The following is a 25,698-nucleotide window of genomic DNA, read 5'->3' as shown; positions in this document are numbered from 1 at the left end:
TCCAGGCTGCGTATGAGCCGAAGAGACACAAAGAGCTTTGGGGTCAGAATGACAGCAGATATTTCACTCCGCCCGGCCGACCATCCGGCCGTCAAATTTGGCAAGGTCGGTGTGCTGCTGGTCAATCTCGGCACGCCTGACGGCACCGATTATACGTCGATGCGCCGCTATCTCAGGGAATTCCTGACCGATCGCCGCGTCATCGAATGGTCGCCCTGGAAGTGGTATCCGATCCTGTTCGGCATCGTGCTCAACACCCGCCCGCAGAAGGTCGGTAAGGCCTACGAGCTGATCTGGAACAAGGAGAGGAACGAAAGTTATCTGCGCACCTATACCCGCAACCAGTCGGAACTGATGGCCGAGCGCCTGAAGGATCTTGATAACGTCAAGGTCGATTGGGCGATGCGCTACGGCACGCCGTCGATCGCCTCGCGCATCGACGCGCTGAAGGAACAAGGCTGCGACCGGATTGTGCTCTTCCCGCTCTATCCGCAATATGCGGCGGCGACGACCGCCACCGTCAACGACAAGGCCTTCCAGAAGCTGCTCTCAATGCGCTGGCAGCCGGCGCTGCGCACCGTTCCCGCCTATCATGACGACGAGACTTATATCGAAGCGCTCGCCACATCCGTCGAAAGGCATCTTTCGACCCTCGACTGGAAGCCCGAGATGCTGCTCGCCTCCTTCCACGGCATACCGATGTCCTATTTCAAGCAAGGCGATCCCTATTACTGTCAATGCCAGAAGACCGGCCGGCTGCTGCGCGAGCGGCTCGGGCTCACCAAAGAAAACTTCATGGTGACCTTCCAGTCCCGCTTCGGGCCGGAGGAATGGCTGCAGCCCTATACCGACAAGACCGTTGAGAAGCTCGCCAAGGACGGCGTCAAACGCATCGCCGTCATCAATCCCGGATTCGTCTCCGACTGTCTGGAAACGCTGGAGGAGATCGCCGAACAGGCCGCCCACTCCTTCCACGAAAACGGCGGCGAGAAGTTCGCGCATATCCCCTGCCTCAACGATGGCGAGGACGGCATGAAGGTGCTGGAAAAGGTCGTCCGCCGCGAATTGCAGGGCTGGATCTAAGAAACCATCTTCAGAAATTTACACCGCACGGATAGTCGGCGACGACCCGACGGACCTTACCGTCCTTTCGCTTGGAAGGTGCGGCAGCCGTGCGTCATTTCCTCTTCGCAAAGAACATGCTAACTCACCACATCAGTGGTGTAGGTGGGCGCGAATGCGCCGATAGGAGGAATTTTTCATGCTGTTCGGCGGCTTCGACATCGTCGTGATCGTGCTGGTCATCTTCGTCATCCTGGTACTCTTTGCCGGGATCAAGACCGTGCCGCAGGGCTACCGCTATACGATCGAGCGCTTCGGGCGTTATACCCGCACGCTGGAGCCAGGCCTCAACCTCATCACCCCCTTCATCGAGCGTGTCGGCGCTAAGTTGAACGTCATGGAGCAGGTGCTGAACGTGCCGACCCAGGAGGTGATTACCAAGGACAATGCCTCGGTTTCGGCCGATGCCGTCTCCTTCTATCAGGTGCTCAACGCCGCCCAGGCTGCCTATCAGGTCTCCAACCTCGAAAACGCCATCCTCAATCTCACCATGACCAACATCCGCTCGGTCATGGGTTCGATGGATCTCGACGAACTGCTCTCCAACCGCGATGCGATCAACGACCGGCTGCTGCGCGTCGTCGACGAGGCCGTGCATCCCTGGGGGATCAAGGTTACCCGCGTCGAGATCAAGGACATCCAGCCGCCGCGCGACCTCGTCGATGCGATGGCCCGCCAGATGAAGGCCGAGCGCGAGAAACGCGCCCAGGTGCTGGAAGCCGAAGGCTCGCGCAATGCGCAGATCCTCAGGGCCGAAGGCGCCAAGCAATCCGCCATCCTGCAGGCCGAAGGCCAGCGCGAGGCTGCCTTCCGCAACGCCGAAGCCCGCGAACGCCTGGCCGAGGCCGAAGCCAAGGCGACGAAGATGGTTTCGGAAGCGATCGCCGCCGGCGACATTCAGGCGATCAACTATTTCGTCGCCCAGAAATATACCGAGGCGCTCACCTCGATCGGTTCGGCGCCCAATTCCAAGATCGTGATGATGCCGATGGAAGCCTCTTCCATCCTAAGCTCGCTCGGTGGTATCGGCGCCATTGCCCGCGAGGTCTTCGGCGATGCCGGCAACAGCCCATCAACGCCGCTGCCGGTACCGCCGCGTCCGCGTCCCGCTCCGGCGCGCTCGACGCCGCCGATCAATCCATCGACCCCCAATCCTTTCAATCCCGAGCAGGAGCGCTAAGCCATGCTGGCGAAGATCGTCGCCGAACTCGGTCCGTGGAGCTGGTGGGTCGCGGGCCTCGTGCTGCTCGCCGCGGAAATGATCGTTCCCGGCTTCTTCCTGGTCTGGATCGGCCTTGCCGCCTTGATCGTCGGCGCGCTGTCGCTGCTTTTCTGGGACAGCGCCTTTTGGGTCTGGGAGTTGCAGGCGATCCTTTTTGCGCTTCTCGCCGTTGCCACCACCTTCGCCGGCCGTCGGCTGACGCTGCGCAATGCGACGACCGACGAGCCCTTTCTCAATCAGCGCGGCGCCAGCCTCGTCGGCCGCACGGCGACGCTGCACGAACCGATCCGCGAAGGTCGCGGCCGCATTCGCCTCGACGATACGCTATGGCAGGTGATGGGACCCGACTTGCCCGTCGGAACGCAGGTGAAGGTGGTATCGAGCAACGGCCGCGACCTGACGGTCGAGCCCGTTTGATCAAATGATTCTGATCAAACGGACCTGATCAGGCGACGCCGATCCGCAGCAGGTCGTGGAAATGCACCAGCCCGACCGGCCGGCGGTCGTCGTCGATGACGATCAGCGCGCCGATGTGATGCTGGTTGAGCAGCGCCAGGGCTGCGGTCGCCAGCACCGTCTGCTTCACCGTCTTCGGCGTCCGCGTCATGATGTCGTCGACGGCAAGCTCTGAAAGATTGCGCGTCAGGTTGCGCGCCATGTCGCCTTCGGTGACGATACCGCAGAGCCGCCCATCCTCATCAAGCACGCCGACGCAGCCGAAATGCTTGCGCGACAGCACCGTGATCGCCTCCGGCATCGGTGTGCCCTTGGCAACGAGCGGCAGCCGCTCGCCGGTATGCATGACATCGGCGACATGCATCAGGCTCGCGCCCAGCTTGCCGCCCGGATGGAAGACGTGGAAATCCGTGGCGGTAAAGCCGCGCGCCTCCAACAGCGCCACCGCCAGCGCGTCGCCGATGGCAAGCTGCATCAGCGTCGAGGTCGTCGGCGCCAGCCCATTGGGGCAGGCCTCCTGTTCGTTCGGCATCAGAAGGACGATATCGGCGGCGGCCGCAAGCGAGGAAGCTTCGCTGCAGGTGATCGCGATCAGCGGAATGGAGAAGCGTCGCGTGAAGGAAATGATGCTCTTGAGCTCGGCACTCTCGCCGCCTTTGGAAATCGCCAGCACGACGTCGTCGCGCGCGATCATGCCGAGATCACCGTGATTGGCCTCCGCAGCATGTACGAAAAAGGCAGGCGTTCCCGTCGAAGCGAATGTCGCCGCGAGCTTGGCGCCGATATGCCCGCTCTTGCCGACGCCGGTGACGATCACACGTCCGGAGATGTCGCCGATGACTTCGACGGCCCGTGTGAAAGGGCCGGCCAATCCATTGTCAAAAGCCTGTTCGAGCGCTTCAAGACCGCGTCTTTCGGTCTCTATCGTGCGTTTTGCCGACTCGAGCACGCTGTTTTCAACGAGGTTGATCGCTCTTCTGTTCATGAAGTTGCGTTAGACCTTTTCACTTTCCAAGTCCACCCCGCACTCTTTCTGAATTGTGAACAGCGCCCGCCGACAGCAACGAATGATTAACCACGAGGCTTTACCTTTGGGTAAGAACCGAAAGCATGTCAGGCGCGAATTGCATGGGCCAGCCAAAACAGACGAGCAGTGTGACGCCGCTCCGCGCCATGAGCCGTGCCGTCTCTTTTGCAGTGGTCGGTGGTCTGCTTCTCAGCCAGACGGCAGCCTTCGCGCAGTCCGCCTCGACACAGCCGGCAAACAGCCGCTCCGCCGCCTCCCAGGATAACCGCGCCACCAACAATGCCGCATCCGCCGCCGGTTTCGATGACGAGACCGGCGATACCATTGCGCCTACGGCAAACGGCGCGACCGCGAACGCGGACGATGCCCAGCAGCGGCCCGCCATACCGGATGCGCAAGCCGGCGACGACATTACCGGCTCCATCCTCGACGAAGACATACGCCGGCTGAACACCCGCGAGGCGCCGAGCGACGAGACGCTGCCGCGCCGCAGGGCTGCCGATAGCGCCTCGACAGAGGAAACGCCGGGAATCCCGATTGGCACTTTCGTGCTCCGCCCGAGCGTCACCCAGAGCATCAACACCGAGACCACCAAGGACGGCAATACCAGGCAGCGGCGCGCCTTTCTTGAAACGGATGCCGCAGCGACACTGACTTCCGACTGGGGTCGGCACCAGCTGACCGTCACCTCGGAAGGTGCCTGGCAGAGGAATATCAGCGGCGAGGGCGAGGAGCAGCCTTCCTTTAAAGTCAACGGCGATCTCAGGCTGGATCTTCCCGACGATACGACCGCGCACCTCACCGCTGGCTATAATTTCTACCGTGAGGATACGGATGATCCCGACGCCATCGCCGACGCCGCACAGCAGTCGGACGTGCAGGAAATTTCGGCCGGCGCCTCCGTCCAACGCGATTTCGGCATCCTGCGCGGCACGACGGCACTGGCACTGACCCGCTCGATCTATTCGGATGCCAAGCTTGCGAACGGCACCACCGTCGCCCTCAGCGATCGTAACCAGACGACGGGTACGCTGCGCGGCCGCGTCGGCTACGAGCTGTCTCCCGCGCTCATTCCCTTCATCGAGGCGACGATCGGCCGTTCGGTCTATGACGAAACCCGCGACTCTGCCGGTTACGAGCGCTCCGGCCATAGCTATGGCGCCAAGGCAGGCGTCGAGGTCGATCTCGGCGAAAAGCTGAAGGGTGAAGTCGGCCTCGGCTACGAGATGGCGGATTTCGAAGACAGCCGGCTGTCCTCGATCGATACAGCCACGCTCGATGCGAGCCTGCTCTGGTCGCCGATCCGCGGCACCGATGTCAATCTCGACCTGCAGACGAGCATCCAACCCTCGACCACGGCAGGCGAAAGCGGCTACGTCTCGCACGCGCTGACGACGACGGTCACCCACCAGCTGCGCGACAATCTGGTCGGGACGATGATCGGCGGGGTCATATGGCGCGATTATCCCACGGACAGCACGATTAACGATGAGCTCGTCTATACCGCCGCAACCGGCTTGACCTGGAACATCAACCGCTATCTCGATCTGACCAGCACGCTCGGCTACGAGCTGACGACGCGCAAAGAAGGCAGCGATTCGCAGCAATGGCGAGCCGGCGTCGGTCTCAAGCTGAAACGCTAGCGCATCGGCCCGAAAATCGGAATCGATTTTCGGAAAGCACGATGCGTAGATTCAAAGTGTTGGAGCGTCCTTTGTGCATCCGTAAGGACGCACGGCGCTCTAATGCATGACGACCAAAATAAAGCGCCGCGCATCCGTTAGGACACGCGGCGCTTTATCGCGTTGAATCTGCAACTTATTTCAGGCCGGCCAGCAGTTCCCTGAAGCCGCCTTCGACGGAGGGGCGGATATCGGCGCGTTCGAGGGCGAAGGCGACGTTCGCCAGAATGAAGCCGTCCTTGGCGCCGCAGTCGTAAGTCGCGCCGCGGAAGTGGTAACCGGCGAAATCCTGTTCCTTCAGCAGCTTCAGCATGCCGTCGGTGAGCTGGATCTCGTTGCCGGCGCCACGCTCCTGGGTTTCGAGGATCTTGAAGATCTCAGGCTGCAGGATATAGCGGCCGTTGATGAAGAAGTTGGAAGGCGCCGTCCCCTTGGCAGGCTTTTCCACCATGCCGGTGATGCGGAAGCCATCGCCGATCGCCTCGCCGACGCCGACGATGCCGTATTTATGCGCCTGATCCGGCGCGCATTCCTCGACGGCAATGATATTGCCGCCGCTCTGGGCATAGAGCTCGATCATGCCCTTCATGCAGCCCTTGTCACCCTTCATGATCATATCGGGCAGCAGCAGCGCGAAGGGCTCGTCGCCGACGATCTCACGCGCGCACCACACGGCGTGGCCGAGGCCGAGCGGCTCCTGCTGGCGAGTGAAGCTCACCGTGCCTGCCTTCGGCAATTGCTGGGCGAGAAGGGTAATCTCCGCCTTCTTGGCGCGTTCGCGCAGCGTCTGTTCCAGCTCGAAATGAATGTCGAAATAATCTTCGATGACGTGCTTGTTGCGTCCGGTGACGAAGACCAGATGTTCGATCCCGGCTTCGATCGCCTCATCGACGACATATTGAATGATTGGCTTGTCGACGACGGTCAACATTTCCTTCGGAACAGCCTTTGTCGCCGGCAGGAATCGCGTTCCCAACCCGGCAACCGGAAATACTGCTTTACGAACTTTGTTGTGTTGAGCCACACCCGGCCTCCTGCTTCGATCATATCGCTTTGGAAATAGAGCTTTTTAGCTTTAACTAGTATAGAATTGCTACTGTTTTGCAAATGGTGACCGCAGCGGGCCGCCATGGTAAAGAATTTGTTGACTCCGTTCCTGTAGTCTCGGGTCTGGGCGGAAATGATGCCCCGCTGCACCAGAAACTAAAGATGACGGATACGACTGTCGATGACCCAGAATCACAAAAACTCCCTTCGTGGTCTTGCTCTCGCCCTCGTTGTCGCCGTCCAGGTGGCACTGGTCCCCGACAACGCGCAAGCTGATTCCCGCTTCCAGAAATGGATCGCGGATTTTTACCAGACTGCCGCTCAGAGTGGCATCAGTAAGGCAACCTATCAAAAGGCCTTTTCCGGAGTGAGCGAGCCCGATCCGACCGTGCTCGAAAAGGCGGCCTACCAGCCGGAATTCACCTCGAAGATCTGGGACTATGTCGATTCCCGCGTCAACCCCTATACGGTCAAGATCGGCCGCGAGATGGCCGCCAAGCACGCAAGGACGCTCGCTGCGATCGAGCAGCGCTTCGGCGTCGACAAGACCATTCTGCTGGCCATCTGGTCGATGGAATCGAATTACGGCGCAGTCCTCGACAAGGACGACCGGCTGCACTACGTGCCACGCGCCCTGGCAACGCTTGCCTATGCCGATCCGAGCCGCGCCAAATTCGCCAAGAAACAGCTGGTCGCCGCGCTGAAGATCCTGCAGAACGGCGATGTGCCGGCACGCGAGATGACCGGCTCCTGGGCCGGCGCGATGGGCCACACTCAGTTCATTCCGACAAGCTACCTGCTTTATGCCATCGATGCCGACGGCAACGGCCATCGCGATATCTGGAACTCGATCCCCGACGCGCTGGCGACCTCGGCCAATCTCCTGATGAAGAACGGCTGGGATACCGGCAAGACCTGGGGCTATGAGGTCGTCGTTCCCGCAGCGGCCGCCAAGCAGGCCGGCAAGACCCATACATTGGCCCAATGGGCGGCACTCGGCCTGACACGCCCGAACGGCAAGGCCTTCCGCGAGAGCGCTACCAAAGCCGTGCTGAAGATGCCGGCCGGAGCTGGCGGCCCAGGCTTCCTGATGACCGCCAACTTCTTCACCATCAAGAACTACAATGCCTCGGACAGCTACGCGCTTGCCGTCGGCCTGCTGGCCGACCAGATCGCCGGCTACGGCGGTATGCAGCAGCGTTGGCCGCGCCCGAACGGCGCACTCGACATTACCGAGAAATTCGAGCTGCAGACCCGTTTGAAGACGCTCGGCTATTACAATGGCGAGGTGGACGGCAATTTCGGCTCGGGTTCGAAGGCGGCGATATCAGCCGTGCAGTCGCGCATCGGCATGCAGCCGGACGGCGAGCCCTCGTTGCCGCTTCTGAACGCACTGCGCCGCTAGAGTTTGCATCGGTTCGGGAATCATGCAGGGCGCTTCAAGTCTTTGTCTCATGCAGGTCGCCCCGTCCTGCCGCACGGTTTTGGCGAACCAGCATTGGAAGCGGCAGAACCGTGACCTAGATATCAGTGGGAGTGGACGCTGGCCTGCCCTGCGTGCAAGATGCCGGCAGATGCGGAACTGCCCATGACGAAGAAAATTGATCGGACCTGTAAAATCCGTTGGCTCGTGCTCGCCTTGGCGGCGGCTTCGCTGTGCCTTGGCGCTTTTGCGCCGGTGCATGTCGCCGAAGCCCAGGAGCAGCGGTATCAGCGCCGGTCGATCTTCGATTTCTTCCTTGGCCGACGCTATCTCGACGACGGCCCGCAGGCCCCTGACGTGCAGCAGCCGAGACGCCAGCAGCGCAAACGCCCGCCGGCGCAGAAAGCCATAGTCAATACCCGCACTGCACCGCCGGTCCGCGCTCCCGTACAGGAGGAGGAGCCGGCCGTACAGAAGCTCGGCGACGCCCGAAAGATCCTGATCGTCGGCGATTTCCTGGCCAGCGGCCTTGGCGACGGCCTCACCGCCGCCTTCGAGACCTCGCCGGGTGTCGTCGTCGAAGCCCGCGGCAACGTCTCCTCAGGCCTTGTCCGCGACGATTATTACGACTGGCCGGAACAGCTGCCGAAGATGATCGACGAGCTGAAGCCGGCAATGGTCGTCGTCATGATCGGCGCCAACGACCGCCAGCAGATGGTGACCGACACCGCCAAGGAAAAATTCCGCACCGATGGCTGGTTCACCGAATACCGCCGCCGCGTGCTTTCCTTCGGCAAGGAGGTCACCGACCGCAAGATCCCGCTGCTCTGGGTCGGTCTTCCCGCCTTCGAATCCGATTCGATGACGGCCGATGCCGTCCAGATGAACCAGCTCTATCGCAACCAGGTCGAAAGCATCGGCGGTGAATTCGTCGATATCTGGGATGGTTTCGTCGACGAAAACGGCAACTTCATCGTCACCGGTTCGGATGTGAACGGCCAGCAGGTGCGCCTGCGCACCTCCGATGGCATCAACCTTACGCAGGCCGGCCGGCGCAAGCTTGCCTTCTATGTGGAAAAACCGGCCCGGCGTCTGCTCGGTACGCAGGCAAGCCCCGATCTGGTCCGCCTCGACTCCAGCAATCTGCCCGGTCTCGGCCTTCCCACCAATCCGGTCGAACATACCGTGCCGATCAGTCTCTCCGATCCCAATCTCGACGGCGGCGGCGAGCTTCTCGGCGCCAGGCCGCCGCCTGTGGCTTTGACGCGGTCGCCGCGCGACCTGCTGGTCGAGCAGGGCGAAATGACGCCAGCACCTCCCGGCCGCGTTGACGATTACCGCCTGCCTGCCGTAAAGGCGCCGGCCGAAGTCTCGGTCAAATAAAGGCTGCGCGAGGCCGCCCTCCACTTCGTCCCGTTTACTTCGCCGTCGCCTGCGGCCAGCTCAGATAATAGTAGTTCGCGCCGATCAGGCCGAAAAAAGCATTGCTGTCGTTCGTCTGGTCGACGTAGCTGCCGTTTTCCTTGACGAAGGCGCCGTTGGCGCCACGCTCCAGATGCGCATCGAGGAAGTCGCTCCAGCCGCTGACATCGATATCCTGGCTGTCCTTGCTCTCCGTGTCCGCCTCGTCGGGATCGGCGACATCCCAGGCGTTGACCGACACACCCTGTGTCGGATCGGTGATGGTGAGCGTGCCCGCCTCCAGGGCTGCCAGCATGTCATGGGCCTTGCCGCTCTCGCCTTCGGCCGCAGCCGCATCCTGCAGTTGCTGCTTCAACATTGACATGAAGGAGGCGCTGGTCACGTCGGCGCCATCGTCAGTTGTAACGGCCTCGTCGGAGGTGTCGCTCTGGGCCGAGAGCGTATTCAGCAGGCCGGAGAGGGCCTGGTTGGAAAGAAGCGAGGAAGAGCTCGGATCGAGGCCGTAGCTGCTGAGGATGCTGGCAGCCGACGAATTCTGCGTATCCTCCGAACTATCATCGGAGCTACGAAGATTCTTCAGGGCATATTGGGCCGAAACCATCCTGGTATTGTCAAGTGCGGAAACCATTTGAATAATCCTTGTCGATCATTCGCAGCGATCGATGTCCCTTGCGCCGCGAGCGGTATTGAAGTGCCCTGCGGCCGAAAAACGGCAGGGCACGCCCGCTCCGGTCGCTGCCGGCTCTTCCTGAGCCCGCGTTCGAGGGGAAATCTCGCTTTTCGGCATTGCTTGAGGCTTGTGGCGCACGCAGGCGCGTCAAGCGGTCGCACCACGAAAAAACTCCGCCGGAGGGGCGGAGTTCATGTCTTCAAGAACCTGTGTGCGGCCGACGGTCAGTTCGGCAGGACGGTTGAGCCCATCAATTCCTCGTCGATGGCGCGCGCCGCCTGCCGGCCTTCGCGGATCGCCCAGACCACCAGCGATTGCCCGCGGCGCACGTCGCCCGCCGTCCAGAACTTGTCGATCGAAGTCTTGTAGTCGCGGTCGTTGGCGACGACGTTGGTCGAGCCGCGCTTATCCGTGTTGAGCGTCAGCTTGCCGTCGAGTTCCTTCAGCACGCTGCCGGTGAACGGTCCGCGAAAACCGATGGCGATGAAGGCGAGATCGGCCCGGATGACGAATTCCGTGCCTGGAACCGGCCGCCGGCGCTCGTCGACCTCACAGCACTTGACGCCGGTCAGCACACCGTCTTCACCGACGAATTCAAGTGTAGCCACCTGGAATTCACGCACGGCACCCTCGGCCTGCGAGGAAGAGGTACGCATCTTCGTCGCCCAGAAGGGCCAGACGGCAAGCTTGTCTTCCTTCTCCGGCGGCTGCGGCCGGATGTCGAGCTGGGTGACCTTGACGGCTCCCTGGCGGAACGCCGTGCCGACGCAGTCCGAAGCTGTATCGCCGCCGCCGACGACAACGATATGTTTGGCGCCGGCAAGGATCGGGTCCGACGGCCAGCCGATGCTGTCAATGTTTTCGCGCCCGACGCGGCGGTTCTGCTGCACGAGATAGGGCATCGCATCATGCACGCCCGCAAGGTCGGTGCCCGGAATGCCCGCCTCGCGCGGCGTCTCGGAGCCGCCGCAGTAAAGCACGGCGTCGTGATCAATGAGTAGCTGCTCGACCTTGACGTCGACGCCGACATTGACACCACAATGGAAGGTGACGCCCTCGCCCTTCATCTGCTCGACCCGGCGGTCGATGAAGTTCTTCTCCATCTTGAAGTCGGGAATGCCGTAACGCAGCAATCCACCCGGCTTGGTCTCGCGTTCATAGAGATGCACCTCATGGCCGGCGCGGCCGAGCTGCTGGGCGGCCGCCATGCCGGCGGGGCCGGAGCCGATGACGGCGACCTTCTTGCCGGTATGGACCGTGGCCGGCTGCGGGCGGATGAAGCCGAGCTCATAGGCCTTGTCGGCGATCGCCTGCTCGACCGTCTTGATGGCGACCGGCGCATCCTCGAGGTTCAACGTGCAAGCTTCCTCGCAAGGCGCCGGGCAGACGCGACCGGTGAACTCAGGGAAGTTGTTGGTCGAATGCAGGTTCTGGATCGCCGCTTCCCAGTTGTTGTTGTAGACGAGGTCGTTCCAATCGGGAATCTGGTTGTGAACCGGGCAGCCGGTCGGGCCGTGGCAATAAGGGATGCCACAGTCCATGCAGCGCGCGGCCTGTTTCTGCACTTCCGGGTCCGACATCGGGATCGTGAACTCGCGGAAATGACGGATACGATCCGACGCCGGCTGGTACTTTGCCACCTGCCGGTCGATTTCCAGAAACCCTGTTACCTTACCCATATCTTCGTCCCTTACCCTCATGACCGCCTCACCGCAGCCAATCTGTCTATCGTCAGTCCCGGTACCCGGGGCAAGTTGCTTGTCTTGACCGTCATTGGACCATATCCCCTGAAAGACATCCGGGCGATCTGGACAGCCTTCGCCGTCGGTGTGATCGTCACGGGTCATCGAGATATTTTCGTCACCCGTCACCTGCAGTCGTCAGGTGACGGATGTCCGGTGCAATTCATTCCGCGGCGATGCCCATCCGGCTGCGCTCCATTTCCTCGAGCGCACGCCGGTATTCGACCGGCATGACCTTGCGGAATTTCGGCCGGTAATCGGCCCAGTTGTCGAGGATCTCAGTGGCGCGGGCCGAGCCCGTATAATGCAGATGGTTGGAGATCAGCTGGTAAAGGCGCTCCTCGTCATGGCGCGTCATGTCGCCAGAGACGTCGACGCGTCCCTTGTGCATGAGATCACCGCCGTGATGATGCAGCTTCTCCAGCATGTCGTCCTCCTCGGGCACCGGCTCGAGCTCGACCATTGCCATGTTGCAGCGGCTGGCGAAATCACCGGTTTCATCGAGCACGTAGGCGACACCGCCGGACATGCCGGCTGCGAAGTTGCGGCCCGTGGCGCCGAGCACAACGACGACGCCGCCGGTCATGTATTCGCAGCCATGGTCGCCGACACCCTCGACGATGGCGATCGCGCCCGAATTGCGCACGGCGAAACGTTCGCCCGCCACACCGCGGAAGTAGCATTCGCCCTCGGTCGCACCATAAAGCACGGTGTTGCCGACGATGATCGAGTCCTCGGCGACGATCCTCGAATTCTCCGGCGGCCTGATGATGATCTTGCCGCCCGAAAGGCCCTTGCCGACATAGTCGTTGCCGTCACCGATCAGGTTGAAGGTGACGCCGCGCGCCAGGAAGGCGCCGAAGCTCTGCCCCGCCGTGCCGCGAAGCGTCACGTTGATCGTGTCTTCCTTCAGACCGCGATGGCGATAACGCTTGGCGACCTCGCCGGAAAGCATCGCGCCCACCGACCGGTCGACGTTCTTGATGCCGACCTCGAAGGCAACGGGCGTCTTGGCCGTCAGTGCCGGCTGCGCCTGTTCGATCAGCACGCGGTCGAGAATGTCGTCGATCGGGTGCTTCTGCCGGCTCGTCCAGAAGGTCTCTTCCTTGGGAGCGTCGACCTTGTGGAAGATGCGGCTGAAGTCGAGGCCCTTCGCCTTCCAATGCGACAGCATCTCGTCCTTCTCCAGCAGCTCCGAGGCGCCGATGATCTGGTCGAGCCGGGTGAAGCCCAGCGAGGCGAGAATTTCGCGCACTTCGTTGGCAACGAAGAAGAAATAGTTGATGACGTGCTCCGGCGCGCCCTTGAAGCGCTTGCGCAGCACCGGATCCTGGGTCGCCACACCCACCGGACAGGTGTTGAGATGGCACTTGCGCATCATGATGCAGCCGGCGGCAATCAGCGGGGCGGTGGCAAAGCCGAACTCGTCGGCTCCGAGCAGCGCCCCGATAATGACGTCGCGGCCGGTCTTAAGGCCGCCGTCCACCTGCAGGGCGACGCGCGAACGCAAACCGTTCAGCACCAGCGTCTGCTGGGTTTCGGCAAGGCCGATTTCCCAGGGGCTGCCGGCATGTTTGAGCGAGGTCAGCGGTGAGGCACCGGTGCCGCCGTCGAAGCCGGCGACCGTGATATGGTCGGCACGCGCCTTGGCGACGCCGGCAGCGACCGTGCCGACGCCGACTTCCGAGACCAGCTTGACCGAAACATCGGCAGCCGGGTTGACGTTCTTGAGATCGTAGATCAGCTGCGCCAGATCTTCGATCGAATAGATGTCGTGGTGCGGCGGCGGCGAAATCAAGCCGACGCCCGGTGTCGAGTGGCGGGTCTTGGCAACCGTCGCGTCAACCTTGTGACCCGGCAGCTGGCCACCTTCGCCAGGCTTGGCGCCCTGCGCCACCTTGATCTGCAGCACGTCGGCATTGACGAGATATTCGGTGGTCACCCCGAAGCGGCCCGAGGCGATCTGCTTGATCGCCGAACGCTCCGGGTTCATCGAACCATTGGCCAGCGGTATATAGCGGTCGGATTCTTCGCCGCCCTCGCCGGTGTTCGACTTGCCGCCGATCCGGTTCATGGCGATCGCCAGTGTCGTATGCGCCTCCCTGGAAATCGATCCGAAGGACATCGCCCCCGTCGAGAAACGCTTGACGATATCGGCCGCCTGCTCGACCTCGTCGATCGATACCGGCGTACGGCCGAGCGCCTCGGCGCTCTTCATCTTGAAGAGCCCGCGGATCGTGTTCATGCGCAGCGCCGAATTGTTCACCATATCGGCGAATTCGCGGTAGCGGTCCTCGGCATTGCCGCGCACGGCATGCTGGAGGGCTGCGACAGCATCCGGCGTCCAGGCATGGCTTTCGCCGCGCATGCGGTAGGCATATTCGCCGCCGATATCGAGCGTCGTGGCAAGAAGCGGATCCGTGCCGAAGGCCGCATTATGGCGGGCGACGGTCTCTGCGGCGATCGCCTCGAGGCCGACGCCTTCGATCATCGTCGCGGTTCCGAAGAAATACTTGTCGATCAGTTCCGACTGCAGGCCGATCGCATCGAAGATCTGCGCGCCACAATAGGACTGGTAGGTCGAGATGCCCATCTTCGACATGACCTTGAGGATGCCTTTGCCGACCGCCTTGATGTAGCGGTAGACGATTTCGGAAGCATCCACTTCCTTCGGGAATTCGCCCTTGGCATGCATGTCGAGCAGCGTGTCGAAGGCGAGATAGGGGTTGATCGCCTCGGCGCCGTAGCCGGCAAGCAGGCAGAAATGATGGACTTCGCGCGGCTCTCCGGTCTCGACGACGAGACCGACCGAGGTGCGCAGCCCCTTGCGGATCAGATGGTGATGCACGGCAGCTGTGGCGAGCAAAGCAGGAATCGCGATCCGGTCCGGCCCGATCTGGCGGTCGGAGAGCACGATGATGTTGTAGCCGCCCTTGACGGCCGCTTCCGCGCGCTCGCAGAGCCGGTCAAGCATCTCGGGCATGCCTTCGGCACCACGCTCGATATCATAGGTGAAATCGAGCGTCTTGGTGTCGAAACGGTCTTCCGTATGACCGATCGAGCGGATCTTTTCGAGATCGCCATTGGTCAGGATCGGCTGACGAACCTCGAGCCGCTTGGCGTTAGCTGCCCCCTCATGGTCGAGAATGTTCGGCCGCGGCCCGATGAAGGAAACCAGGCTCATGACCAGTTCCTCGCGGATCGGGTCGATCGGCGGGTTGGTCACCTGCGCGAAGTTCTGCTTGAAATAGGTGTAGAGCAGCTTCGGCTTTTCCGACATCGCCGAGATCGGCGTATCCGTGCCCATCGAGCCGATCGCCTCCTGGCCGGTCGTCGCCATCGGCGACATCAGGATGCGTGTGTCCTCGAGCGTGTAGCCGAAGGCCTGCTGGCGGTCGAGCAGCGAGACGTCGCGGCGCAGCGCCCGCGGTTCCACCGGCTTCAGGTCTTCGAGGATGAGCTGGGTGCGGTTGAGCCAGCTGCGATAGGGATGCGCCGTCGCCAGTTGCGACTTCACCTCGTCGTCGGAGATGATGCGGCCTTCTTCCATGTCGATCAGCAGCATCTTGCCCGGCTGCAGGCGCCACTTCTGGATGATCTTCTCCTCCGGAACCGGCAGCACGCCGGCTTCGGACGCCATGATGACGCGGTCGTCATCGGTGACGAGGTAGCGCGCCGGCCGCAGGCCGTTGCGGTCGAGCGTCGCGCCGATCTGCTTGCCGTCGGTGAAGGCGACGGCAGCCGGCCCGTCCCAGGGCTCCATCAGCGCCGCATGATATTCGTAGAAGGCCTTGCGTTCGGCCGCCATCGACTGGTTGCCGGCCCAGGCTTCCGGGATCAGCATCATCACGGCATGCGCCATCGAATAACCGCCGCGCACCAGGAATTCGAGCGCGTTGTCGAAGCAGGCCGTGTCCGACTGCCCCTCGTAGGAGATCGGCCAGAGCTTGGAAATGTCCTCGCCGAACAGCGGTGAGGAGACCGACGCCTGGCGCGCCGCCATCCAGTTGACGTTGCCGCGCAGCGTGTTGATCTCGCCGTTATGGGCGACCATGCGGTAGGGATGCGCGAGCTTCCATGACGGGAAGGTGTTGGTCGAGAAGCGCTGGTGCACCAGGGCGACCGCGCTTTCAAAACGCGGATCCGACAGGTCCTTGTAATAGACGCCGACCTGATAAGCCAGGAACATGCCCTTGTAGACCACCGTCGCCGACGACAGCGACACCGGATAGAAATTGCTCTCCTCGCCGTCGAACTCGTCATAGATGCGGTTGGAGATCACCTTGCGCAGCGTGAACAGCCGGCGCTCGAACTCGTCGTTGTTTTCGGCATCCTCGCCGGCGCCGATGAAGACCTGCACATGATGCGGCTCGGTTGCGGCAATGGCCGGCGCCTTGGAGAGCGAGGAATTGTCGACCGGCACATCGCGGAAGCCGATGAAGACCTGACCTTCCTCGGTGATGACGTCCTTGATCACCTTCTTGAAGTGCTCGATCTGCTTTTCATCGCGCGGCATGAAGATATGGCCGACGCCATACTCGCCGGCCGGCGGCAGGGTGATGCCCTGCTCGGCCATCTCCTCGCGGAAGAAACGGTCGGGGATCTGCACCAGGATGCCGGCGCCGTCACCCATAAGCGGATCGGCGCCGACGGCGCCGCGATGCGTCAGGTTCTCGAGAATGAACAGGCCATCCTTGACGATCTGGTGCGACTTCTGGCCCTTCATATGCGCGACGAAGCCGACGCCGCAGGCATCATGTTCGTTACGCGGATCGTAGAGGCCCTGTTTCTTCGGCAGGCCGGAGGCGGATTTGGAGATATTGGCCGTCGCGCGCAGCTCTGCAGCAGCAAACCGGTCAACTTCCATGGATGGCGTCTTCGTCATCATCTTTCCTCCTGTCGAAGCCCGCGGGGCCGCGGGCGGCTTTTCGTCCCGCGCCGCAACCCGAAGATAGGTTCGGCGCATGACAGCGCTGTTGCATTGTGAAGATCGGCCGCAGACATCTGCTTTAAAGGAAAGCAAACCGTCGCGTTCCGCGCCTGCCATTCGCCTCCGCGCGCCGCCCTTGAGGCTTGGCGCTCGGAAGAACTATAGCGTGAAAGCCGGTCTGTTCCAGGGCTTTCGGCGCCTCTTCGGTCATAAAGGCCAAAATAGGACAGCAACACTGTCCTAATTCATCAGTTCTATGCCAGAAAGCATTCAGCTCCGCAAGAGCGCTCCGTCAAAAAACGTCAATTTGCGACGGAAGATTACCTGGCCAGTGGTGCTGACGAAATAAAATTACGTCAAACGGTACTATTTTGTTTATTGATTGCGTAGTTCAATTTCTGTGATGTGTCGCGGGCGACAACCTTGATCCTGTGAAGCTTTGGCGTAATGTCCGCTGCGGACTTGCCAACCCCTTCCTTTCTCACGGTTTCCCCACATGTTCTTTGCTTCCGATAACTGGGCCGGCGCCCACAAATCCATTGCCGAACGTCTGCTGACGGAATCGACCGGCTTTGCCGCGGCCTATGGCGCCGGCGATCTCGACAGGAAGGTCGAGGCCCGTTTTTCCGAGATCTTCGAGCGTGAGGTTTCGGTTTTCTTCGTCGCCACCGGCACGGCCGCCAACTCCCTATCGCTGGCAAGCGTCCAGCGGCCCGGCGGCATCACCTTCTGCCATTCGGAGGCCCATGTGATCGAGGATGAATGCGGCGCGCCGGAATTTTTCTCCGGCGCCGCCCGCCTCGTTGCCATTGACGGCGAAGCCGGCAAGATCGATCCGGCAAAGCTTTCGGCGAAGATCGCAAGCTTTCCCGAGGATGCCGTCCATCACGGCCGCGCCAGCGCGGTGACCATCACCCAGGCGACCGAGATCGGCACCGTCTACTCCTTGCCGGAGATCGGCGAGATCGCCGCCATATCAAGGAAGCGCAATCTGCCGCTCCACATGGACGGCGCCCGCTTCGCCAACGCCCTGGTCGCACTCGGCGCCACACCGGCCGAAATGACCTGGAAGCGCGGCGTCGACATGCTGTCCTTCGGCGGCACCAAGAACGGCTGCTGGTGTGCTGAAGCGATCGTCTTCTTCAATCCGGATCAGGCTCGGGAAATGCCTTTCATCCGCAAGCGCGCCGCCCAGCTCTTCTCCAAGTCGCGTTTCATCGCCGCCCAGTTCGATGCCTATTTCAAAAACGATCTCTGGCTCGATCTCGCCCGCCATTCGAACGGCATGGCCGACCGGCTGCGCGCCGGTATCGGCACGAGCAACTCCGCCCGCCTCGCCTGGCCGACCGCGTCCAACGAAGTCTTTGCCGTCGTCAGCAAAAGTGCCGCAAAAACTGCGGAGGAAAGGGGCGCGAAATTTTACGCATGGCCGGTCCCGGCGGCAATGCCCGAACTCGTTTCCGAAAGCGAAACCCTGATCCGCCTCGTCACCAGCTTCGCGACCACCGAAGCGGATGTCGATGGCTTCTTGAAGTGCCTGGCCGCCTGATCGCCTGCCCGAAAGGCTTGCCGGCCCGGCAGGCCTTTCGGTGACGGGCAAGGACTCACGCCGACCTCAGTCCCCTCACCTTTTGCAGAATATCCTCCGACAGTGCTGAAACCAGCGCCTGATCGGCTCCCTTGCGCGGCACCAGCACAAATTCCACATCCTCCAGCGCCGGAAGTTTTCCGACCGCAATCTCCTTCAGTCCTGAGGGCGCCATGCTGCGTGGCTGCACCAGCACGCCCATTCCGGCCCGCGCCGCCGCCGTCAGCCCGCTCAGGCTGCCGCAGGTGCAGACGATCCGCCACGGCACCCCGTTTCGCCCGAGCGCTTCGAGCGCGATCACTCGTGTCACGCTCGGCGGCGGAAAGGCGATCAGCGGCAAAGGGCCGGAGGCAAGCACACGCTCGGGATCGCGCGCCAGCCAGACGAGCGGCTCGCGATAGACGAGCTTTCCGCGCGCATCGCCGAGCCGGCGCTTGGCGAGCACCAGATCAATCTCGCCATTGTCCTGCATCTCGTAAAGAACGCCGGAAAGCGCCACTGTCAGTTCGAGGTCGACCGAAGGGTGCGAACGAACGAAATCCTCCAGCACCGCCGGCAGCTGGCTGGTGACGAAGTCCTCCGACACGCCGAGCCGCAGGCTGCCGCGCAGGCTGTTGTTCTTAAACAGCGACTGTACCTGCCCCTCGATCGAAAGCATGGCGCGCGCATGCGACAACAGCGCCTCGCCATCGCCGGTCAGCATCACCTTATGCGTATCGCGTGCCAGCAGCCTGCGCCCGAGCGCTGCCTCCAGCCGCTGGATGTGCTGACTGACCGTCGACTGCCCGAGGCCCAGCCTTTCGGCGGCGAGCGTGAAACTGCCCATCTGTTCGACGGCGACGAAACTGCGCAATTGCGAAAGGTCCAGCATGATCCAGATTCTCGATAACTGTTATTTCTTGCATCCTGGATCATAATGGACGACAGAACAATGACTGTTTTATCAAGCCGCGAGACCGCCATGCGCCGCTTTCTGCCCGATACATTCACCATCCTGCTCGTCTGCACCGTCATCCTTGCCTCGTTGCTGCCGGCGCGCGGCACGTTCGCGGATTATTTCGGCATCGCCACCGATCTTGCTATCGCGCTGCTGTTTTTCCTGCATGGCGCCCGCCTGTCGCGCGACGTGGTCATATCAGGCCTGCTGCACTGGCGCCTGCATATCGTCATCCTGCTGACGACCTTCGGCATCTTCCCGCTGCTCGGCATGGCGCTCGGGCTGATCCCCGACACGATCCTGCCGCAGCCGCTTTATCTCGGCATCCTCTTCCTCTGCGTCCTGCCGTCCACGGTGCAGTCGTCGATCGCCTTCACCTCGATGGCGGGCGGCAATGTGCCCGCCGCCATCTGCTCGGCCTCTGCATCCAACATCTTCGGCATGTTCCTGACGCCGCTGCTCGTCGGCCTGCTGTTTTCCGTCGGCGGCCATGGCGGCTTCTCCTTCGACGCATTAGAGCAGATCCTGCTGCAGCTGCTTGCCCCCTTCATCATCGGCCAGGTCCTGCAGCCCTGGATCGGCGACTGGATTCGCGCCAAGAAGAAAATCCTGATGCCTGTCGACCGCGGCTCGATCCTGATGGTCGTCTATCTTGCCTTCAGCACGGCGGTGGTCGAGGGCCTGTGGCACACCTTCTCGATCGCCAATATCGCCGTCGTCATCGCCGCCGACATGGTTCTGCTGGCAATTGTCCTGGTGCTGACGATGTTCGGCAGCCGGTGGCTGGGCTTCAACAAGGCCGACCAGATCACCATCACCTTCTGCGGCTCGAAGAAGAGCCTCGCAAGCGGCGTACCGATGGCGAACGTCATCTTCGCCGGCCAGTCGATCGGCGCGATCGTGCTGCCGCTGATGCTGTTCCACCAGATCCAGCTGATGGTCTGCGCCGTCATTGCCCAGAAATACGCCGCCGCCGCGGCCCGCCGCGCAACGGAAAAAGAGATGAATGAGGCCGGCAGCCCGGCCTAAGCAACAACAAAAACGGCGCCCCGATGGAGCGCCGTTCGTTTTATCCGATAAGGATCTGATTAGCCGTTGATGATCTGCGCTTCGATGGCCTTCGGAGCCTCGACCGGTTCTGCGGCAATTGTAATCTTGCGGGGCTTCATGGCCTCGGGAATATTGCGCAGAAGGTCGATGTGCAGCAGGCCGTTCTTCAGCGAAGCGGCGGTCACCTCGACATGATCGGCAAGCTGGAAGCGGCGCTCGAAGGCGCGCTTGGCAATGCCTCGGTAGAGGAATTCGCCGCTTTCGGCAGGTTCCTCGTTCTTTTCACCCTTCACGGACAGCACATGGGCATGGGCTTCGATCGAAAGTTCGGTCTCGTCGAAACCGGCAACGGCCATGGTGATGCGATAGGTGTTTTCACCGGTGCGCTCGATATTATAGGGCGGATAGGTCTGCGCCTGCTCCGGCTGGGCAAGGCTGTCGAGCATGGTGAAGAGCCGGTCGAAACCGACGGTTGAACGATAAAGGGGAGAGAAGTCTACGTGACGCATGATGTCCTCCTGTGGAAGCGACGTGTTGCGATGAATTGCCCCTGAGACCCCATCCTTGGCGGCCTTGGGACGGTTGTGCAGGCCCTGTTCGGCACCCGCAGAAAGGAGATGGTGATGGGATTCGAGGAGTTCAAGACCTTTCCGGAATCGCCTTGATCGGCCCGTGAACCCCGCATGAACGACCGGTTCGGAGCGCGTTCAGGCGCATTCGCCTAGGAATTTCGGCGTCGGGTGAATCTGGTCCCGATGACTGAAGTGCATCGTCCCTTCTTCTTCAGTCTCAACCTCGGCCGGCCGCGAGCACCCTCATGCTCCTGCCGGCCCTTTTCCCCACCGCTTTCCAAGCCGGATGCCATGCGCTATCCCTGATGCGAAGCAGTCAGCAGCGGCGCATTGGCAAAGTCATGGATCAGGTTCTCTATTCGACGCCCGATAATCCCGCCCCGGAAAACCGCACGGAAGGGTTCTTCGAAACCCATGACGGCCACCAGTTGCGTTACGCCGTCTTCCGCTCGGGTGGCCAGATTGCCAAGGGCACCGTCGTCATCCTTCACGGCCGAAACGAATATATCGAGAAATATTTCGAAACGATCCGCGACCTCACGGCCAAGGGTCTCTGGGTCGCGACCTTCGACCTGCGCGGCCAGGGCGGTTCGTCACGGCTCATGAAGCGCCGCAACCATGGCCACATCCGCCGCTTTGCCGATTACGAGCGTGATCTCGATACCTTCCTGGAAAAGGTGGTGCTGCCGGATACCCGCCTGCCCTTCTATCTGCTCGCGCATTCCACCGGCGGCCTGATCGCACTGTCCGCCGCGCCCTATCTCACCACCCGTATCGATCGCATGGTGCTGTCGGCGCCCTTCATCGGCCTGACCGGCCAGTCGGCCTCGCCCCGCGTCATCCGCGCTCTCGCCGGCACGCTGACTGCCGTCGGCCTCGGCTTCCTGCCGCTGACCTCGAAACTGAAGGAGCCGAACTTCAGCGATAACCCGCTGACCTCGGACGAACACCGCTTCGAGCGCAATGTCGCAATGATGAAGGCCTATCCGGAATTGACGCTCGGGCCGCCGACGGCCCGCTGGCTGATCGAGGCTTTTCGCACGATGGACCGGGTCACCTCACCCTACCATCTCTTCTCGATCACCATCCCGACCATCGTCATCGCCCCGACGCGCGACGGTGTCGTGCCCTATACGGCGCAGGAGCGGCTTTCGCGTTATTTCCGTGCCGGCCAGCTGGTGCCGATCAACGGCGCCCGTCACGAGATCTTTCAGGAGCGCGATATCTACCGCGCCGCCGCCCTTGCGGCCTTCCACGCCTTCATTCCCGGCAGCGATGCCGAAGAAAACCAGGACGTCGCAGCCCTCGGCACGTGAGACGCATCAGCGTTATTGACGGGGGATCAGCGTTGCTGACCGGGATCAGCGCGGCCGGTCGGGGCTTAGCGCTGCAGGATGGCGATTGCCTGTTCGTAGACTGCGCGGCTGCCGGCAGCGATGATCGAGCCGCCGTTTTCCGGCCGTCCGCCGTCCCAGGTGGTGATGATGCCGCCCGCCCCCTCGATGACGGGAATGATGCCGCCGACATCATAAGGCTTCAGGCTGTTTTCGACGACGAGATCGACATGACCGGCGGCAAGCAGCGCATAGGCATAGCAGTCGCAGCCGTAGCGGAAGAGCCGCACCTGGCTCTCGATCTCGCGGTATTTCTCCATCTCCTCGCCGGCAAAGAGATGCGGCGAGGTGGTGAACAGGATGGCGTTCGAAAGCGCATCGCACTGGCGCGTCGCCAGACGCCGCTCGCCCTCCGGCCCGGTATAGATCGAGCCGTTCTGGTCGGCGAAATAACGCTCGCCGGTAAAGGGTTGTTCGATCATGCCCATGATCGCCCTGCCATCCTTCTGCAGGCCGATCAGCGTTCCCCATACCGGCACACCCGATATGAAGGCGCGCGTGCCGTCGATCGGATCGATCACCCAGACATATTCGCGGTCGAGCCCGACATTGCCGTGTTCCTCGCCGAGAATGCCGTGGCCGGGGAAACTCTCCTCGATCAGCGCCCGGATGGCGAGTTCGGCCGCCCGGTCGCCCTCCGTCACCGGATCGAAACCGGAGGAAAGCTTGTTCGTGACATCGAGGCCGGAGCGGAAGCGCGGCAGCGTTTCGGCTCGAGCAGCCTCCGCCAGGCGATTGAAGAACGAACGGTCAGGAAACATGTTGGATCCGTTTGGCTGGCGGGAATGGCGCTTTTCATAGCGAAAAGCAACGGGAATGCAAATGCAGCAGGCAATTTGGCTCCAACTGCCCAAAGATATCGCAGCGCAATATATTGCTTGACATTTGTGCAATGCAATAGTAGCGTCTTCATACAGTCTTCTGACTGTAAATACCCTCCTTGGGTGTTTCCTCCCTAGACTTAGCCGCGCTCACAAGCGCGGTTTTTTTTGGCCGGAAAACGAAGGCCAGACGTCAGCAACATCGAAAAAGAGATCTATTCGGCGGCCAGCGCCCGGTCGCCGGCAAATTTCTCGACATATTCCGCCATCTGCTGCATGAAGTCCGTGACGGCGTCGGCCACTGCGGCGAAATCCTCTCGTTTCTCCAGCGTCACTTCATCGACATAGATCGCTCGGTTCACCTCGATCTGCAGCGCATGCAGGCCGCGCGAAGGCCGGCCGTAATGTTCGGTGATGAAGCCGCCGGCATAGGGCTTGTTGCGGATCGCCGCAAAACCCATTTCCTCGAGGATGGCGATGGCCGCGCGCGAAAGTTCGGCCGAAGCGCTGGTGCCGTAGCGATCACCAATGATGAAATCAGGTCGCGCAGTGCTGCCGGCAACGCGCACGTTGCCGGGCATGGAATGGCAGTCGATCAGCACGCCGAAGCCGAACTGCACATGCGTTCGCGCGATCAGCCGGCGAAGCGCCGCATGATAGGGCTTGTAGACCGCTTCGACGCGATCGAGCCCCTCCTGCACCGGCAGGCGCCGCGCGTAGATCTCCATGTTCTCGGCGACGATGCGCGGAATGGTGCCGAGCCCGCCGGCGACCCTGAGCGAATTGACATTGGCATAGGGCGGCAGCAACCCGTCGAACATCCGCGGATCGAGCTCGTAAGGCTCGCGATTGACGTCGAGATAGGCGCGCGGGAAGTTGGCCGCCAGCAGCGGCGCGCCGAGTGCGACGGCCGAGCCGAAGAGCTCGTCGACATAGTGATCCTCGGAACGGCGGATGGCGATGCCTTCCAGCCTTGACTGAGCAATAAATTCCGGTGGATAAATGCGGCCGCTATGGGGGGAGTTGTAGACGAAGGGAATGGTCTGCGACACGGGCTCATGAACCTCAAAAAGCTCGTATTCGCGTATTTCCGGCACTTTCGGCCCTCTTTACCATGTCATGAACTGACTGCTTTGCCCATGTTGCCAGTTGCCCGGCCGCAAGTCCATACTATGTAGGAGGGATGGCGGTCACGCACAGGCAATTCACCGGTTGTTTACCGGATAAAGACTAGTGTAAACGGCTGGCAGCCCACCAAAAACCTATGGATCGCGGTCTGGATTGATGACTCAGAAGATACTTCTCGCCGAAGACGACAACGACATGCGCCGCTTCCTCGTGAAAGCGCTCGAAAAGGCCGGCTACAAGGTCCTTTCCTATGACAATGGCGCCAGCGCCTATGACCGGCTGCGCGAGGAGCCGTTTTCCCTGCTGCTGACCGATATCGTCATGCCCGAGATGGACGGCATCGAGTTGGCGCGCCGCGCCACCGAGCTCGACCCCGATCTGAAGGTGATGTTCATCACCGGTTTTGCCGCCGTGGCGCTGAACCCTGATTCGAAGGCGCCGAAGGATGCCAAGGTCCTTTCCAAGCCTTTCCACCTGCGCGATCTCGTCGACGAGGTCAACAAGATGCTTGCCGCGTAAGGCTTGCCGGGCGGCGCGTCACAAAACTGAAAAAAGCCTATTGACGGCTCCAAAGGTTTTGTGATCTATGCGCCGCCATCGGATGGGCGTGTAGCTCAGCGGGAGAGCACTACGTTGACATCGTAGGGGTCACAGGTTCAATCCCTGTCACGCCCACCATCCGATCTCCCTGACATCGTTGACAAATCCCCGCCTTGGGGATTTTCTCTTTCCTGAGCCTGGCGCGAGCTCCAGATCCAGCACTTTGCGGAGCGAAGGCTTGCACGTGATTGATCCGCGACCATGATCCAGGCCGGATTTCAATGGCTGTGGGATAGCCCCATACGTGGGAAATAGGGGGACGTATGACGCAAAGAACGCGGACACGTAAAGCGATATCCATAATCCTCGGCCTCGCCCTGGTTGGGGCTGGCCTCCTCGGTTTCTGTTATATGCAGTTTCATGTCGTCGAACCCATCAGCATCAAGCTTTGGCTGATCCCGATCACGATCCTCGCGGCTGGGGCAGCGATCCTCTGGGACGATTTCAAAAATCCCTAGCGAGACGACAGCTCTCCCCGTTTTGACGCCCGAGCGACGGCCGGCAAGCTGGCGAAAAGGGCAAATAGAGCAATTCCAGCAAAAGTGCGTGCCAGACCTTCTTCGCTTCTCGTCGAGGCGACGTATCGTCAGTCACCGATCACTGCCAGTTCGAACCTGTGGCCCGACATCGGCATGTCTTGGCAAACGATAGTGGTCGTTGGGCTTTGTCCGATTCGTACTGATTGCAGCGACGGCGCGATCGCATATGAGAACATGCTCACGCGCTCGTCACTTGCATTAGCGTATTCAAGTTTCAGCCCCTCGTTGGTCAAGCATCCAGAGCCGCCGGTTTTGTGACGGCCGGATGACGAGTTTGTGACAAAACGCGTGTTATTTCAGCAACATAGCAGCCCCGCCCTGCTGTC

20 protein-coding genes and 1 tRNA gene are annotated in these 25,698 nt (G+C 61.6%); 12 read left to right on the top strand and 9 right to left on the bottom strand.

Features of this window, described 5'->3' with window-relative positions; translation table 11 throughout:
- Window positions 1-48 precede the first annotated feature (48 nt).
- The 3 genes from hemH to HX898_RS25510 all read left to right on the top strand — a co-directional run bounded on the left by hemH (window position 49) and on the right by HX898_RS25510 (window position 2,761).
- A complete protein-coding gene (gene hemH, locus HX898_RS25520; protein WP_180196147.1) occupies window positions 49-1,083 on the top strand; it encodes a ferrochelatase in 1,035 nt (344 codons plus the stop codon).
- 178 nt (window positions 1,084-1,261) lie between these two features.
- On the top strand, window positions 1,262-2,302 hold the full coding sequence (locus HX898_RS25515) for an SPFH domain-containing protein (RefSeq protein ID WP_011653489.1): 1,041 nt from the start codon (window positions 1,262-1,264) through the stop codon (window positions 2,300-2,302).
- A gap of 3 nt (window positions 2,303-2,305) precedes the next feature.
- Window positions 2,306-2,761 (top strand): NfeD family protein, encoded by a 456-nt coding sequence (locus HX898_RS25510; RefSeq protein WP_003542867.1) that lies wholly within the window; start codon window positions 2,306-2,308, stop codon window positions 2,759-2,761.
- A 28-nt stretch (window positions 2,762-2,789) separates the two neighbouring features.
- Here HX898_RS25510 and HX898_RS25505 read toward each other — a convergent pair whose 3' ends face one another.
- The gene (locus HX898_RS25505; protein ID WP_180196146.1) at window positions 2,790-3,785 is read right to left on the bottom strand and encodes a KpsF/GutQ family sugar-phosphate isomerase; all 996 of its coding nucleotides are present in this window, start codon (window positions 3,783-3,785) and stop codon (window positions 2,790-2,792) included.
- Window positions 3,786-3,928: 143 nt separating this feature from the next.
- Between HX898_RS25505 and HX898_RS25500 the strand changes: the two genes are divergently transcribed.
- Window positions 3,929-5,470: an outer membrane beta-barrel protein gene (locus HX898_RS25500; RefSeq protein WP_180196145.1), complete on the top strand. Its 1,542-nt coding sequence runs from the start codon at window positions 3,929-3,931 to the stop codon at window positions 5,468-5,470.
- Between the two features lie 175 nt (window positions 5,471-5,645).
- Here the strand turns inward: HX898_RS25500 and galU are convergent, their stop codons facing one another.
- Window positions 5,646-6,533 (bottom strand): UTP--glucose-1-phosphate uridylyltransferase GalU, encoded by an 888-nt coding sequence (galU, locus tag HX898_RS25495; RefSeq protein ID WP_063475331.1) that lies wholly within the window; start codon window positions 6,531-6,533, stop codon window positions 5,646-5,648.
- A 204-nt stretch (window positions 6,534-6,737) separates the two neighbouring features.
- On the opposite strand from galU, the gene HX898_RS25490 reads away from it, so the two are divergent.
- Together HX898_RS25490 and HX898_RS25485 are read left to right on the top strand one after the other, a co-directional pair.
- Entirely contained in the window at window positions 6,738-7,961 is a 1,224-nt protein-coding gene (locus HX898_RS25490) for a lytic murein transglycosylase (protein ID WP_138333364.1), read from the top strand.
- A gap of 159 nt (window positions 7,962-8,120) precedes the next feature.
- Window positions 8,121-9,362, top strand: coding sequence for a DUF459 domain-containing protein (locus HX898_RS25485; protein WP_180196144.1), 1,242 nt, complete (start codon window positions 8,121-8,123; stop codon window positions 9,360-9,362).
- A gap of 34 nt (window positions 9,363-9,396) precedes the next feature.
- Here HX898_RS25485 and HX898_RS25480 read toward each other — a convergent pair whose 3' ends face one another.
- The 3 genes from HX898_RS25480 to gltB all read right to left on the bottom strand — a co-directional run bounded on the left by HX898_RS25480 (window position 9,397) and on the right by gltB (window position 16,701).
- The gene (locus HX898_RS25480) at window positions 9,397-10,029 is read right to left on the bottom strand and encodes a hypothetical protein (RefSeq protein ID WP_180196143.1); all 633 of its coding nucleotides are present in this window, start codon (window positions 10,027-10,029) and stop codon (window positions 9,397-9,399) included.
- A 266-nt stretch (window positions 10,030-10,295) separates the two neighbouring features.
- Window positions 10,296-11,750, bottom strand: coding sequence for a glutamate synthase subunit beta (locus HX898_RS25475; protein WP_180196142.1), 1,455 nt, complete (start codon window positions 11,748-11,750; stop codon window positions 10,296-10,298).
- Between the two features lie 226 nt (window positions 11,751-11,976).
- Entirely contained in the window at window positions 11,977-16,701 is a 4,725-nt protein-coding gene (gene gltB, locus HX898_RS25470) for a glutamate synthase large subunit (RefSeq protein ID WP_180196141.1), read from the bottom strand.
- A gap of 538 nt (window positions 16,702-17,239) precedes the next feature.
- Here gltB and HX898_RS25465 point away from each other — a divergent pair.
- Entirely contained in the window at window positions 17,240-18,292 is a 1,053-nt protein-coding gene (locus HX898_RS25465) for a low specificity L-threonine aldolase (RefSeq protein WP_138390556.1), read from the top strand.
- Window positions 18,293-18,347: 55 nt separating this feature from the next.
- On the opposite strand, the gene HX898_RS25460 is transcribed toward HX898_RS25465, so the two are convergent.
- A complete protein-coding gene (locus tag HX898_RS25460) occupies window positions 18,348-19,202 on the bottom strand; it encodes a LysR family transcriptional regulator (RefSeq protein ID WP_138390557.1) in 855 nt (284 codons plus the stop codon).
- A gap of 45 nt (window positions 19,203-19,247) precedes the next feature.
- On the opposite strand from HX898_RS25460, the gene HX898_RS25455 reads away from it, so the two are divergent.
- Window positions 19,248-20,297 (top strand): bile acid:sodium symporter family protein, encoded by a 1,050-nt coding sequence (locus tag HX898_RS25455; protein WP_180196140.1) that lies wholly within the window; start codon window positions 19,248-19,250, stop codon window positions 20,295-20,297.
- 59 nt (window positions 20,298-20,356) lie between these two features.
- Here HX898_RS25455 and HX898_RS25450 read toward each other — a convergent pair whose 3' ends face one another.
- Entirely contained in the window at window positions 20,357-20,827 is a 471-nt protein-coding gene (locus HX898_RS25450) for an Hsp20 family protein (RefSeq protein ID WP_018072811.1), read from the bottom strand.
- A 404-nt stretch (window positions 20,828-21,231) separates the two neighbouring features.
- Between HX898_RS25450 and HX898_RS25445 the strand changes: the two genes are divergently transcribed.
- A complete protein-coding gene (locus tag HX898_RS25445) occupies window positions 21,232-22,206 on the top strand; it encodes an alpha/beta hydrolase (protein WP_138390559.1) in 975 nt (324 codons plus the stop codon).
- A 65-nt stretch (window positions 22,207-22,271) separates the two neighbouring features.
- Here the strand turns inward: HX898_RS25445 and hisN are convergent, their stop codons facing one another.
- Together hisN and HX898_RS25435 are read right to left on the bottom strand one after the other, a co-directional pair.
- Window positions 22,272-23,045 (bottom strand): histidinol-phosphatase, encoded by a 774-nt coding sequence (hisN, locus tag HX898_RS25440; protein WP_138333357.1) that lies wholly within the window; start codon window positions 23,043-23,045, stop codon window positions 22,272-22,274.
- Between the two features lie 275 nt (window positions 23,046-23,320).
- Window positions 23,321-24,202: an N-formylglutamate amidohydrolase gene (locus HX898_RS25435; protein ID WP_131713414.1), complete on the bottom strand. Its 882-nt coding sequence runs from the start codon at window positions 24,200-24,202 to the stop codon at window positions 23,321-23,323.
- Window positions 24,203-24,389: 187 nt separating this feature from the next.
- On the opposite strand from HX898_RS25435, the gene cpdR1 reads away from it, so the two are divergent.
- The 3 genes from cpdR1 (at window position 24,390) to HX898_RS33565 (ending at window position 25,291) form a co-directional block, all read left to right on the top strand.
- Entirely contained in the window at window positions 24,390-24,752 is a 363-nt protein-coding gene (gene cpdR1 / locus HX898_RS25430) for a response regulator CpdR1 (protein ID WP_003542883.1), read from the top strand.
- 84 nt (window positions 24,753-24,836) lie between these two features.
- Window positions 24,837-24,911, top strand: a tRNA-Val gene (locus tag HX898_RS25425).
- 185 nt (window positions 24,912-25,096) lie between these two features.
- The gene (locus HX898_RS33565; RefSeq protein ID WP_138333355.1) at window positions 25,097-25,291 is read left to right on the top strand and encodes a hypothetical protein; all 195 of its coding nucleotides are present in this window, start codon (window positions 25,097-25,099) and stop codon (window positions 25,289-25,291) included.
- The last annotated feature ends 407 nt before the right edge of the window (window positions 25,292-25,698 follow it).

This window comes from Rhizobium sp. WYCCWR 11128 (assembly GCF_013416305.1).
GTDB lineage: Bacteria > Pseudomonadota > Alphaproteobacteria > Rhizobiales > Rhizobiaceae > Rhizobium > Rhizobium indicum.
The sequence above is the reverse complement of the archived record's forward strand: the minus strand, read 5'-3'. Positions and strand labels throughout refer to the sequence as shown.